Source organism: Ornithinibacillus contaminans (assembly GCF_001038425.2).
GTDB classification, from domain to species: domain Bacteria; phylum Bacillota; class Bacilli; order Bacillales; family Amphibacillaceae; genus Ornithinibacillus; species Ornithinibacillus contaminans.
In genome coordinates this window covers 24281-37284 of the sequence record NZ_LDPV02000015.1, presented here as the reverse complement: position 1 = coordinate 37284, position 13004 = coordinate 24281, and the positions used below count along the sequence as shown (strand labels likewise).

The window sequence follows — 13004 nt, the reverse complement described above, 5'->3', positions numbered from 1 at the left end:
AAAATGCCTGTTATAAAATTGGCGATATCAATCTTGAAATCGATTCCTTAATCCGGATTCCAAGTGACCGCTTCGCATATAATTTCTTCGTCATTTGGGTGGAAACCTTAATATCATTATTAAAAGCTTCAACTAGTCGGTATGCAAGAACTCGGTCATATAAAAACGCATTGACTTCAAAATTCAAGCGGAAGCTACGTACATCAATATTTGCTGTTCCTACTGATGCTATTTTACCATCCACAATAATCGTTTTGGAGTGTAGGAAGCCTTTTTGATAAATATAGACCTCTGCCCCTGCCTCTAACATATCACCGACATAAGAAAGTGTTGCCCAGTAAACAAATGGGTGATCTGGTTTATTCGGTATCATTATTTTAACATCAATACCAGATAGCGAAGCAATACGAATCGCATCCTTCAAGCTTTCATCTGGGATAAAATACGGCGTTTGTATGTAGACGTATTTCTTCGCCGAAAAAATCATTTTAATGTACCCGTTTTTAATTTGTTCCCAATCCGAATCTGGTCCGCTGGAGACAATTTGCACCCCAACATCGCCATTTGGTTCCGAGTTAAAGTAACGCTCATCATAGGCAATACGATGACGGGACGCCTGATTCCAATCCAAAATAAAGCGTGTCTGCATGCTTTGAACAGCATCACCGCGTATTCGTAGATGTGTATCGCGCCAGTATCCGAATTTCTTACTTTTTCCTAAATATTCATCACCAATGTTGAAGCCACCAATATAGCCGATTTTCCCATCAATAATAGCTAGTTTTCGGTGATTTCGGTAATTGATTTTAAAATTTATCTTTGGAATTTTAGAAGGAAAGAATGCATCTAATTGTACGCCTGCTTTGCGCAGTATTTTTAAATATTTTGGTCGTAAATAACGCGTGCCTAATGCATCATAAAGCACACGAACTTCCACACCCTCGGCTGCTTTTTTGACTAGCATATTGGCAATTCGCTGCCCTAATCCATCATGACGAATGATATAATATAACAGATGAATATGATCAGTAGCCTGCTCCATATCCTTCAATAGTGCGGCAAATTTTTCCTCACCATCAACGAAAATATCTACATTATTATCCTGTGTAAATATCGCCGCATCATTACGCAAATGTAAATAGTATAAGTCCTTATTCTCCGCTAAGTCCTCATGTTTATAGATAAACTCATTATTTTCAATCGCTCGCATTTGCCCTTGGACGGTTGTTTTCACCCCGAGCTTCGCTTTCTCGTCCCAGGTGAAAATTCGTTTACCGCTCAACCTTCTACCGAAAATTAAATACAGAATAAAGCCAACAATTGGGACAAATAGTAATACCATTAACCATGCCCATGTGGCTGATGGATCTTTTCGCTCCAAAAATACGATTGATAACCCTAAAGCAATATTAAAAATGATAAATGCCATAAAAAGATAGGGCATGATTTCCATCTCGATTACCCCTTTACGTTCATGCTATTTCTAACTTGTTTTTAATGTATGGTGCTTAACATACGAATATTTACCTATTATACTATAGCATACTTCCTGGGAATACGATTATACAAATCCGTTTGCTTATACTTATCTATAACTGAAGGGTGGTGAATTCATGCAACAAAAATTAGTTGCCATTGTAATTGGCGGAACTGGCATGCTTGAAGGTGTTTGTCATTGGCTCGTGAACGAGGGCTATGAAGTATTGGTTATCCACCGAGACCTTGCGAAATTTAAAACCATGCAGCTTAGAAGTACTAACCCCGAACAGCTACATTCTATCTCGGTGGATTATCATGAGGATGAACAACTACAATCTAAAGTGCGCGCGGCTCTTCAACCATATGGAAGCTCTCCAGATCTAATTGTTAGTTGGATTCATAATTCTGCTCCGAAGGCACTTCCAATTATTCTCCAGGAGGTGCAATCGCTTGAAAAACCGTGGAAATTAATCCACGTACAAAGCAGTTCTTCCTTTTTTGTAAAAGAAAACACGACTGTTCCAGCAACTTGTGAATACAGACGTGTCTATTTAGGATTTGTTATGGAGGAGCATGGCTCAAGATGGCTTACCCATGAGGAAATTGCCAATGGTGTTATTAAGGTTATCAAACGCGATTTGAAAGAAACCGTAATTGGGACCTTAAAACCTTGGAGCAAACGACCACGTTAACTCCGATTAATTGTTCCCAATCCTTTTTATTGCCTTTTTCCGTAAAGCATTCTAAAATGAGTTTATTTCGGTGAGCGAAAGAAAGTAGAAATAAAATTTGGTTAAAAGAGGGTTAAAGATGGAGCAAAACACAGAAAAGCTCGGCATGCTGTATGCGGCTAGCGCTTATATTATTTGGGGATTCTTACCGATTTATTGGAAGCTGGTCGACCAGGTCGATGCAGGCGAAATATTAGCCCATCGGATTATTTGGTCCTTTGTTTTTATGGTGCTGGTCATCCTTTCTGTCCGTAAATGGTCTGGGTTCGTCCAAGAGTTTAAGCGGATTATAAAGGATAAAAAGAAGTTTATGTTTATTACACTTGCATCTGTCGTAATTAGTCTCAATTGGCTTACTTACATATGGGCAGTAAACAGTAATCATGTTATTCAAGCTAGTCTTGGTTACTATATTAATCCTTTGATTAGTATTTTGTTAGCCATCATTGTACTGAAGGAGAAGCTAACGAAAAGCCAGGCACTCTCGGTTTTATTAGCTGGAACTGGTGTACTATATCTGACGATTAGTTATGGGGTCTTCCCGTGGGTATCGTTATTTTTAGCGATTTCTTTCGCACTTTATGGCGTTTTTAAAAAAGTAGTCGACATCCCAGCTATGTATGGTTTAGCTATTGAAACGATGATTGTAACACCAATCGCACTTATCTATTTACTTATAATTCCAACCAATAGCTTCTCTGCTCCAAATAGTAGTTTAGCAGATATCCTACTATTAATCGGTGGTGGAATTGTCACAGCATTACCACTGTTATTGTTTGCAAGTGGTGCGAAACGTATTCCGCTTGCCATGGTTGGATTTTTGCAATACATCGCACCAACCTTAATGCTTATTATTGGTGTATTTCTCTATCATGAGACATTCTCAAAAGAGCATTTTGTTGCATTCGGATTGATCTGGCTTGCTTTGATTATTTATTTAGCATCCGTTTATCGCTTCCCTGTTCGAAAAATGAAAGTGGAAGAAAAATAATTCAGAAAATTGTTGACATCCACTTCAATCACCGTTAATATAATAGTCAATAATTAAATAGTTGTATCTCTTATCAAGAGTGGTGGAGGGAATAGGCCCTATGAAACCCGGCAACCTTAGGTGAAAGTTGAACTTTCCTTAAAAGGTGCTAAATCCTACAGGTCATACGATCTGGAAGATAAGAGGAGGAACGGTCCGTATACACGCCCTCTTCTTAGGAAGAGGTTTTTTTGTTTCCCCTCTTTCCTCCAGAAAAATAAGATTAAAGGAGGAGTTTTTTATGACCAATTTTCATGTTGATCAACCCGAAACAACCCTACTTCATGGCGGACAGGTGCCTGATCCTACGACAGGATCACGAGCTGTTCCAATCTACCAAACTACTTCCTATGTGTTCCGAGACAGCGAGCATGCCCAAAATCTGTTTGGGCTAAAAGAAACCGGAAATATTTATACCCGCATTATGAACCCCACCGTAGATGCATTTGAGCAACGTGTTGCACTCCTAGAGGACGGTGTTGCCGCCGTTGCAACAGCTTCTGGTGCGGCGGCTATCACCTTAGCCATTCTAAACATCGCAGGTGCAGGTGACGAAATTGTCGCGGATAGCAATTTATACGGGGGCACCTACAATTTATTTGCGAAAACATTACCGAAATACGGCATTCAAGTGAAGTTTGTAGATGGCACCAAGCCCGAGGAAATTAATCAAGCCATTACAGATAAAACCAAAGCCGTGTTTGGCGAAATCATCACGAACCCCAGCTTAAACATTTTTGACGTGGAGCAGGTAGCCACCATTTGCCATCAAAAACATGTTCCACTCATCATCGATAACACATTTGGTACACCATACCTATCCAAACCGTTAACATGGGGAGCAGACATTGTTGTTCATTCCGCAACAAAATGGATTGGTGGACACGGTAATTCCATTGGCGGAATTGTCGTAGATGGTGGCCGATTCAACTGGAATCATGAACGATTCCCTGAATTCACTGAACCCGATGAAAGCTATCACGGACTTCGCTATGTAGATGTTGGCCCAGCGGCGTATGCGACAAAGCTCCGTGTCCAATTGTTACGTGATATCGGTGCATCCTTAAGTCCACAAAATGCCTTTTTATTCCTGCAAGGACTAGAGACGTTACATTTACGTATCGAACGCCATAACGAAAATGCTAATTTACTAGCTAACTATCTAAACAACCACCCTGCGGTAGAATGGGTCAATTACCCAGGTTTACCAAATCACCCATCACACGAGCTTGCGAAAAAATACTTAAAGGGCAGTTATGGTTCTATCATTACATTCGGTATTACCGGCGGGCGTGAGACAGGACGGAAGGTAATTGATTCTGTTCAGCTATGGTCACATGTTGCCAATGTCGGTGACGCAAAATCATTAATCATCCATCCCGCTTCCACGACTCATCAGCAATTAAATGCTGATGATTTGAAAAAAAGCGGTGTAACGGAAGAGCTAATTCGCTTATCTGTTGGGATAGAGTCCATCGAAGACATCATTTTCGATTTAGGTCAGGCAATTGCCAAGGCAACCAATACATCGAACACACGTGTACCATCGGAGGCATCCGTTGTGAATTGGGTATTACAATCCCCATTTGATCGAAGCAATGGTTCCCTTCGAAAGAAAACAATTGCCATTTTAACGAATAACACCGATCCAGATTTCACCCAAACCATTGCTAGATTAAAAAATTTCGGCTATGACGTCATTGCCCTAACAGACATAGCGAGCGAGCTACCGACCATCGAAGCTGTGCTAGATGTTGTACTAATTTACGATCAACTCCCGTCAACAGATGCGCTTGAGGCAATTCGGAATAAGCAGGTAAATGTTCTATGGATTGAGCGGGCTAACGGCGCTAACACAGCCCTACAACATGGTAAAGAATCAGGTGTTACCACGGTTGTGAATCGGTCTATTCTTAATGACCTATTGAAGCTTCGTGGTATTGACAAGCAGCCTATCCAGATCGGATAAGGCTTATATCCATACATTACGCGAGGGAGTGGTACATTGGAAAATACATCGCAGGAGCTCGGGATAGTTGATCATGTCACAATCGGTCCACTCCCTTTAGAATCAGGTGAGGTGCTGCCACAGGTCACACTTACCTATGAGCGAGTCGGTCCTAGCTCTGCTCCAGTTATTTTAGTATGCCATGCCTTAACCGGAAATCATCGAACCGTTGGAACTCCTAGCAATCCAGGCTGGTGGAGTGGTCTAATTGGGAATCGTAAAACGATTGATACATCAGAATTCCAAGTCATTACATTTAATGTGCTTGGTGGCTGTAATGGTTCCACTGGACCATCTTCTATCAGCCCAATAACAAATCAACCATATCGCTTAAGCTTTCCTAATATTACGATACGTGATATGGTCCATGCGCAATTCTTTGCCTTGCAGAAATTACAAATTCATAAGCTTCACACCATCATCGGTGGTTCCTTAGGTGGGATGCAAGCACTAGAATGGGGTTTATTATACCCAGCATTCATGCAAAGGATAGTCTTGCTTGCCGTCACCCCTACCCTTGCTGATTATGGAATTGCTTATAATCATATCGCCAAACAGGCGATTACAAATGATCCTTTGTGGTTAAATGGGCATTACGATGTAACGATTGCTATTCCTGGGCTTGCGATTGCGCGAATGATCGGGATGGTTACCTATCGAAGTGCTGCGCTATTTTCCGAACGTTTTAATAGAGGAAAGACTTCAGAAGGTTATTCGGTTTCCAACTATTTAAACTACCAAGGGGATAAGCTAAGTCAACGATTTGATGCAAACAGCTATCTATACCTGTTACAGGCGATGAATTCTCATGATATTGGGCGAGATCGCGGCGGATGGCAAAAGGCATGCCAGCAATTCCGCTGCAACCTACTCGCAATCAGTTATGCACATGACTTAATTTACGAGCCTACTCGCATCCAAGCATTTGCAAGCCAAACACCGAACTGTTCCTACCAGCATGTGGAGACAACCTATGGGCATGATGGCTTTCTTACCGAATTCGAAAAGTGGGCAGATGGTGTGCATGATTTCCTTACTTCCATCTAAATTTTTTATGAATATGGGGTGATGACATGAAAAAAATCCAAGTAGCATTGCTTGGACTGGGAACCGTCGGAAAAGGTGTCTATCAAAATCTAACCGTACACCGAAAGCGGATAGAAGAAAAACTCGGCATATCCATCGATATTGCTGTCATTGTCGTCAAGCATCCAGAAAAGCATCAGGCATTTGAAGCGAACGCATTAATCACCTCAGACTTTCAGACCGTTCTTGATAACCCGTCCATAGATATCGTCTTGGAGGCGATTGTTGGCAAGGAGCCCGCTTTTACCTATTTATCGCAAAGTATCCAAGCAGGAAAGCATGTCATAACCGCGAATAAAGAAATGTTTGCCCACCATGGGAAACAACTTCTTGCTTTGGCAAACGCCAATAAGGTCGAGATAGGATTTGAAGCGACAACAGCTGGGGGAATTCCCATAATCCAAACCTTGAATCAGCTTTTCCAAGTGAATGGTATAACGAAACTAACGGGAATATTAAATGGAACCTCGAATTACGTGTTGACCGAAATGCGTCTTCGTCAGCTCACCTTTGAACAGGCACTCCATCAGGCACAACAGCTCGGCTATGCCGAGGCCGATCCCTCCAATGATATAGATGGCCATGACGCATTTTATAAATTAATGATTCTGAGTCAAGTCATGTTTAATACCCAACCAGAATGGAGTCAGGTCGAACGTACTGGTATAAGCTCTGTAACATTAAATCAAGTCGTGCGACACCAAGCCAAGCAGGAGCGGATAAAGCTACTGGCAACAGTAGAGATGATTAACGGCGCACCACAAGCAAAGGTCGCTCCAGAGGTACTGACAGCTGACCATCCACTTTACACCATTGATGGCGCCTATAATGGTATTTTTTTAGAAGGTGATATCGTTGGTACCTTAACGCTATCTGGACTAGGTGCAGGTGCACATCCAACTGCGAGTGCCATGCTAGAAGACTTAGCAATTATCCTACGGCATGGTGAAGCAACGAAGCGTCCCTATCTCGTCTCAACCACTTCTCGATAAGAAAAGGACAAATGCATGATGTTAATGCCTCCCCATGCATTTTACAATAAGCTACTTAAACGCCCCTCGAGGCGTTTTTCTTTTTCTACATAAAACCCTACACTTTTAAAATCTGCTAAAGTTGGGTATATATAATAAAGTGGTTTACGAAAACCTTACTAACATTGACTTATTCAGTAGATTTATGGGGAATTTTTTCATACAGTATTGTAAAATGATGTAGTCCTCAACTGCCCTTTCTTTTAAAAAAGAATTAGCATAGGTGTGTTCATATGAGAAAAAAGACAACAATGATTACGATAATATTGACGTTATTGGCTCTAGGCTTCGCAATCTTTCTGTCTACTAACCATCAAGCTAATCCAACACCAACAAGTGAAGAGACCCCCATCAACGATCAACGACAGGAACCTAATGAACCAATCGAGCTGCCAGAGGGAGAAATAAGCGAACCGCCTGCATCTGAATTAAAGGATGAATTTGCTGAAGCAATACAACGTACGATCAATTACTTCTCTGGTAAAAAGACAAATGTAGTTGCTATTGGGGACTCATTGACACAAGGTGTAGGGGATAGTTCAGAGCAAGGTGGCTATGTCGGGATTCTCGATCGGCAATTGAACCAAAATAGTGAGGTTGTGACGTTTGAAAACTATGGAAAACGCGGAAACCGTACCGATCATTTAATCAAACGTTTGAAACAAACCGAAATTCACGACTCCATTCAGCAAGCAGATATTGTCCTGATTACAATTGGCGCCAATGATATTATGCAGGTTGTCAAAGAGAATTTTATGAATATCACCTATGAAATCTTCGCAAGTGAGCGTAACAATTACGAAACACGTTTACGTGATATTTTTGCAGAGTTAGCAGCAATCAATCCGGATGCATCCATCTACTTAATTGGATTCTATAACCCATTTGAAAATTATTTCGAGCATATTAAAGAACTCGATATGATTGTGGATGAGTGGAACGAGACAGGAAGACAAGTTGCAGAAGATTACCGGGCGACATTTGTTCCCACTAAGGATTTATTTATTAGTAATTCGACGAACTTATTTGCCGAGGATCATTTTCATCCAAATGATGAGGGGTACCAGCGAATTGCAGAAAGAATACTAAACTATTTGGTTGTGGACGAGTAATTACCATTAATTAAGAGGATTTAGAGGGTGAGCAGGATGAAACAAGATCAAACGAATTATATAAAATGGAAAAGGTCCTTTATCACCTTGCTCATTATCAATATTGCTATTGTTTTGTTGCTATGCTTACTTATCTTTTGGCCTGTTAAACAGCCTGAGATTTCTGGTGGCAATCAAGTGCCTACACAAGAAAGCTCTGAGTTCATTATCCGAACGACAAAAAGCAATCTGAACGAGCTCATCAATTCCTATATGAATGAAATTCTAAAGGATTCGAAGCATAAATTTCACGTCTCCTTAGAGGATGATGTTCATTTGATTGGAGAGTTACCAGTGTTTTCTACGACGGTTCCAGTTTCCATTCATTTGGAGCCATTTGTACAGGAAAATGGTGATGTCGTGCTCGAGCAAAAGTCTATTACCCTAGGCTTATTGTCTCTACCAAATCAAAAGATCATGGAATACATGGAGAAATATTTATCGATGCCTGACTGGATTACGATTAATCCAGCAGACGAGGAAATCTATGTGGCCGTTACAGATATGGACATTAAGAGTAATTTTCAGGTTAGTGTGGAACGCATTGACTTAGCTGCCAATAATCTAGCATTTAAGATCGAAATACCCTATGAAACACTAGGTATCGAGACGATTGTACATTAGCGACCAACAGAAAAAGCTTGCGGCTGAAATGCCACAAGCTTTTGTTGAATGATTTAGATTGTTATACGTCTACTCCAGGTGATGTGTTGATTGAAGCGTAAGAATCGCGCTAGCCATTTTACCGGACAACAAATTCCTTTAGCTTTTGGGACAAGCTATTGAAAATCGATTGCTTTGGAAGCTCAAACAGATCGTCCTCTGCCAGTCGATGCTTTGGATAGTCTCCTAATCTACCTTGATAGATTAATTGCAGCTCTGATTGCTCACGGATATCTGCCGGTGTGACAAAGTTAGTAGGTTTCGCTAGTTTAAATGTCTCGGTATCTTGTAATACAGTTGCCACAAATTGTGAACAAAACAACGCATTACTACGTTGTATTTCTATTTTTAATAGAATCCCAATTAATCCTACGAAATTATATTTATAATCGGAAGCTCTTTTTTCAATCTCTTTTATATGGTGACGAATACTAACGTAGTCTTCTTCTGTAATGTTCATGGTATAAACGGCACACTTGGAGTTCTTTAAGAAGTCACCTCTAATATCTTCACGTACAAAGCCGCCGCTAAACGGGTTTTTCGGATTAATTCTACCAAAGCTATAAACTTCTTTTAACTCATGATCAAAACAAATCGATACATGATTTAACGTATTATTCGTACAGAAGTTTATTAGTCTTGAAAGGTATGTCCCTGTATCCGTAAAGATAAAGTAGATTGTCCTTTCTCTCATGTTTTCCCCTCCACTCAGGTCCTATACAACTGAGGTTTGTCATTCTACCTTCTTTTAAAAAAACTGATATACCAAAACTTTACCCAAAAAACAAGAAATACACAAGACAATTTTTCAATTGTATGTATAAAATTGTCCAAGATACCCTTAAAATCAAGGTTTTGCATTGACGAAAGTCGTTAAATCCCGTAAGCTAACCTTGAAGTACTTTATTTGGAGGAAAACCATTACATGATTACAGTAACGAATGTAAGTTTACGATATGGCGATAAAAAATTATTTGAAGATGTTAATTTGAAGTTTACTCCTGGCAATTGCTATGGCGTGATTGGTGCCAATGGTGCTGGAAAATCTACTTTCTTAAAAATCCTTTCTGGTGAAATTGATCCACAAACAGGAAATGTTTCCATGTCACCTGGTGAACGATTGACGGTGCTAAAGCAGAACCATTTTGCGTATGAAGAATATCCTGTCATCGAAACCGTATTAATGGGACATGAAAAACTTTATGCTGTAAAACAGGAAAAAGATCAAATTTATATGAAGGCAGAATTCACCGAAGAAGACGGCATGCGTGCTGCAGAGCTTGAAGGCGAATTTGCAGAGATGAATGGATGGGAAGCAGAATCCGATGCAGCGATTCTTTTAAAAGGACTCGGTATTGAGGAATCCCTTCATTCAAAGCTTATGTCCGAATTAACCGCTGACCAAAAGGTAAAGGTATTGCTAGCCCAAGCCTTATTTGGTAATCCTGATATTTTACTACTGGATGAGCCTACAAACGGATTGGATATCCAGGCAATTCAATGGTTAGAGGAATTCCTAATCAACTTTGAAAATACAGTTATAGTCGTATCCCATGACCGTCACTTTTTAAATAAAGTATGTACGCACATTGCCGATGTTGACTACGGAAAAATTCAAATTTATATCGGAAACTACGATTTCTGGTATGAATCTAGCCAGTTAGCATCACGAATGGCTCAAGATGCGAATAAGAAAAAAGAAGAAAAAATTAAAGAATTACAGGCGTTCATTGCCCGATTTAGCGCAAATGCATCGAAATCGAAGCAAGCAACCTCTCGTAAAAAATTATTGGATAATATCACATTAGATGATATCAAGCCATCCTCTCGTAAATACCCGTATATCGGGTTCACACCTGAGCGTGAAATCGGAAATGATTTATTACGTGTAGAAGGACTCACGAAGACAATCGGTGGCGAAAAGGTGTTAGATAATGTGAGCTTTATCGTAAATAAAGACGATAAAATTGCCTTCGTTGGTAAAAACGATATTGCTAAGACAACCCTTTTCAAAATTCTTATGGGAGAAATGGAACCAGATGCTGGTACGTATCGCTGGGGTGTAACCACTTCACAATCCTACTTCCCGAAGGATAACAGCAAGTACTTTGAAAATGGTGAGCTAACCCTTGTTGATTGGCTACGTCAGTTTTCACCAGAGGATCAAACCGAAACCTTCCTACGTGGTTTCTTAGGAAGAATGCTATTCTCCGGTGAAGAGGCATTGAAGAAAGCAAATGTCCTTTCCGGTGGAGAAAAGGTTCGCTGTATGCTTTCGAAAATGATGCTAAGTAATGCCAATGTGTTAGTACTAGATGAACCAACTAACCATCTTGATTTAGAATCTATCCAAGCATTAAACAACGGTTTAATTAAGTTTAAAGGCTCGATTCTATTCACATCACATGACCATCAGTTTATCGAAAGTATCGCCAATCGCCTAATCGAAATCACCCCTAAAGGTATTATCGATAAAGAAATGAGCTATGACGAATACGTGCAAGATAAAGAACTACAGAAGAAAATTAAAGAAATGTATGCTGAGTAATTGGGAAGCCCGCTGGTTAGCGGGCTTTTTTTTCTTGGGGGAGAGCGGTGTTGGTTGGTGGGAGCGTGCTTTGGGGTAGTGCTTGCTTGGGGGGTGGTTTCCGCTGGGTTCGGGATTCAGTCTGGGGTTCGGGATTGCTCGTGCGATGTTCGGGATATGCGTGGCTTGGTTCGGGATTCCTCGCGTGGAGTTCGGGATATCCGCTTCCAGGTTCGAGATTCGTTGCAAACTTCGGCACTTCCCCTCGCATTTTAGCAACACAAAAACGCCCCCATCTAAATGAGGGCGCATCACTATTGTTTACAGATTCACTTTACTACTAATCTTCTCTAGCATTTCCTTTGTCATCCGGTCGATATCATAGTTGGCTTTAAAGCCCCACTCAGCTGTCGCTACGGATGAATCAATCCTATTTGGCCAGCTTTCGGCTATCCCTTGGCGAATTGGATCGACGTTAAATGTTAGGTTAAATTCAGGGATATGTGCTTGAATTGCTCGGGCAAAGTCCATTGGCTCTGCTGAAATTGCTGAAATATTAAATGCATTTCGATGGATAAGCTTAGCTGGATCTGCTTCCATTAGTTGTACAATGGCGTCTAGCGCGTCCGGCATGAACATCATGTCCATGTAGGTACCTTCTGCAATATATGACGTATAGGATTTATTATTTACGGCTTCATAATAAATTTCCACTGCATAGTCTGTTGTGCCACCACCAGGAGGCGTAACATACGAAATTAACCCTGGGAAACGTACCCCGCGGGTATCGACACCAAATCGTTGAAAATAATAATCACAGAGCAATTCACCAGATACTTTGTTCACTCCATACATCGTTGTTGGTCGCTGTAATGTATCCTGTGGGGTATTATCTTTCGGGGTTGACGGCCCAAAAGCACCAATGGAACTAGGCGTGAAAAATTGCAGGTTCAATTCACGAGCAACCTCTAGCGTGTTCATAAGACCGCCCATATTAATATCCCATGCTCGTTTTGGCATTTTCTCAGCAGTTGCCGATAATAATGCTGCAAGGTGCATGACGGTATCCACTTGGTAATCCTTTGCTACCTGAAAAATACGTTGTTCATCGGTAACATCCACCAGTTCAAATGGTCCCTGCTCTGCTATTTGATTGTCTACCCGGATATCAGTAGCAATAACATTTGAATCCCCATATATACTTCTTAGCTTGGTAATGAGCTCAGAACCAATTTGTCCTAAGGCTCCGGTTACAAGTATTTTTTTCATCGTGATCTCCTCTAATGTCGTTGCTTTTC

11 protein-coding genes and 1 riboswitch are annotated in these 13004 nt (G+C 40.7%); of the genes, 8 read left to right on the top strand and 3 right to left on the bottom strand.

The window, feature by feature from the left end; all coding sequences use genetic code 11:
- Positions 1-10: 10 nt before the first annotated feature.
- Positions 11-1453: a cardiolipin synthase gene (gene cls / locus JF53_RS02795; RefSeq protein ID WP_047980582.1), complete on the bottom strand. Its 1443-nt coding sequence runs from the start codon at positions 1451-1453 to the stop codon at positions 11-13.
- Positions 1454-1613: 160 nt separating this feature from the next.
- Here cls and JF53_RS02790 point away from each other — a divergent pair, with 160 nt between their 5' ends.
- The 7 genes from JF53_RS02790 (at position 1614) to JF53_RS02760 (ending at position 9140) form a co-directional block, all read left to right on the top strand.
- A complete protein-coding gene (locus tag JF53_RS02790; RefSeq protein ID WP_047980581.1) occupies positions 1614-2171 on the top strand; it encodes a Rossmann-fold NAD(P)-binding domain-containing protein in 558 nt (185 codons plus the stop codon).
- Positions 2172-2289: 118 nt separating this feature from the next.
- Positions 2290-3201 carry an EamA family transporter RarD gene (gene rarD / locus JF53_RS02785; RefSeq protein WP_047980580.1) on the top strand — a complete coding sequence of 304 codons (912 nt, stop codon included), beginning with the start codon at positions 2290-2292 and terminating at the stop codon, positions 3199-3201.
- A gap of 67 nt (positions 3202-3268) precedes the next feature.
- Positions 3269-3386: riboswitch (SAM riboswitch) on the top strand.
- Positions 3387-3481: 95 nt separating this feature from the next.
- Complete coding sequence (locus JF53_RS02780) at positions 3482-5209, top strand: O-acetylhomoserine aminocarboxypropyltransferase/cysteine synthase family protein (RefSeq protein ID WP_047980579.1); 1728 nt, start codon at positions 3482-3484, stop codon at positions 5207-5209.
- 36 nt (positions 5210-5245) lie between these two features.
- Positions 5246-6295 carry a homoserine O-acetyltransferase MetX gene (gene metX / locus JF53_RS02775; RefSeq protein ID WP_047980578.1) on the top strand — a complete coding sequence of 350 codons (1050 nt, stop codon included), beginning with the start codon at positions 5246-5248 and terminating at the stop codon, positions 6293-6295.
- A 26-nt stretch (positions 6296-6321) separates the two neighbouring features.
- Entirely contained in the window at positions 6322-7326 is a 1005-nt protein-coding gene (locus JF53_RS02770; RefSeq protein ID WP_047980577.1) for a homoserine dehydrogenase, read from the top strand.
- Positions 7327-7598: 272 nt separating this feature from the next.
- Positions 7599-8477, top strand: coding sequence for an SGNH/GDSL hydrolase family protein (locus JF53_RS02765; protein ID WP_047980576.1), 879 nt, complete (start codon positions 7599-7601; stop codon positions 8475-8477).
- 36 nt (positions 8478-8513) lie between these two features.
- On the top strand, positions 8514-9140 hold the full coding sequence (locus JF53_RS02760) for a YpmS family protein (RefSeq protein WP_047980575.1): 627 nt from the start codon (positions 8514-8516) through the stop codon (positions 9138-9140).
- Positions 9141-9258: 118 nt separating this feature from the next.
- On the opposite strand, the gene JF53_RS02755 is transcribed toward JF53_RS02760, so the two are convergent.
- Positions 9259-9873 carry a hypothetical protein gene (locus JF53_RS02755; RefSeq protein ID WP_047980574.1) on the bottom strand — a complete coding sequence of 205 codons (615 nt, stop codon included), beginning with the start codon at positions 9871-9873 and terminating at the stop codon, positions 9259-9261.
- A gap of 231 nt (positions 9874-10104) precedes the next feature.
- Between JF53_RS02755 and JF53_RS02750 the strand changes: the two genes are divergently transcribed.
- Complete coding sequence (locus JF53_RS02750) at positions 10105-11727, top strand: ABC-F family ATP-binding cassette domain-containing protein (RefSeq protein WP_047980573.1); 1623 nt, start codon at positions 10105-10107, stop codon at positions 11725-11727.
- A gap of 300 nt (positions 11728-12027) precedes the next feature.
- Here the strand turns inward: JF53_RS02750 and JF53_RS02740 are convergent, their stop codons facing one another.
- The gene (locus JF53_RS02740) at positions 12028-12975 is read right to left on the bottom strand and encodes an NAD-dependent epimerase/dehydratase family protein (protein ID WP_047980571.1); all 948 of its coding nucleotides are present in this window, start codon (positions 12973-12975) and stop codon (positions 12028-12030) included.
- Between the last annotated feature and the right edge of the window lie 29 nt (positions 12976-13004).

What these genes read in the sequence shown, in the direction of transcription:
- JF53_RS02740 (WP_047980571.1), bottom strand. Translation starts at nt 12,975, where the DNA reads ATGAAAAAAATACTTGTAACCGGAGCCTTAGGACAAATTGGTTCTGAG.
- JF53_RS02750 (WP_047980573.1), top strand. Translation starts at nt 10,105, where the DNA reads ATGATTACAGTAACGAATGTAAGTTTACGATATGGCGATAAAAAATTA.
- cls (WP_047980582.1), bottom strand. Translation starts at nt 1,453, where the DNA reads ATGGAAATCATGCCCTATCTTTTTATGGCATTTATCATTTTTAATATT.
- JF53_RS02765 (WP_047980576.1), top strand. Translation starts at nt 7,599, where the DNA reads ATGAGAAAAAAGACAACAATGATTACGATAATATTGACGTTATTGGCT.
- JF53_RS02760 (WP_047980575.1), top strand. Translation starts at nt 8,514, where the DNA reads ATGAAACAAGATCAAACGAATTATATAAAATGGAAAAGGTCCTTTATC.
- JF53_RS02790 (WP_047980581.1), top strand. Translation starts at nt 1,614, where the DNA reads ATGCAACAAAAATTAGTTGCCATTGTAATTGGCGGAACTGGCATGCTT.
- JF53_RS02755 (WP_047980574.1), bottom strand. Translation starts at nt 9,873, where the DNA reads ATGAGAGAAAGGACAATCTACTTTATCTTTACGGATACAGGGACATAC.
- JF53_RS02780 (WP_047980579.1), top strand. Translation starts at nt 3,482, where the DNA reads ATGACCAATTTTCATGTTGATCAACCCGAAACAACCCTACTTCATGGC.
- rarD (WP_047980580.1), top strand. Translation starts at nt 2,290, where the DNA reads ATGGAGCAAAACACAGAAAAGCTCGGCATGCTGTATGCGGCTAGCGCT.
- JF53_RS02770 (WP_047980577.1), top strand. Translation starts at nt 6,322, where the DNA reads ATGAAAAAAATCCAAGTAGCATTGCTTGGACTGGGAACCGTCGGAAAA.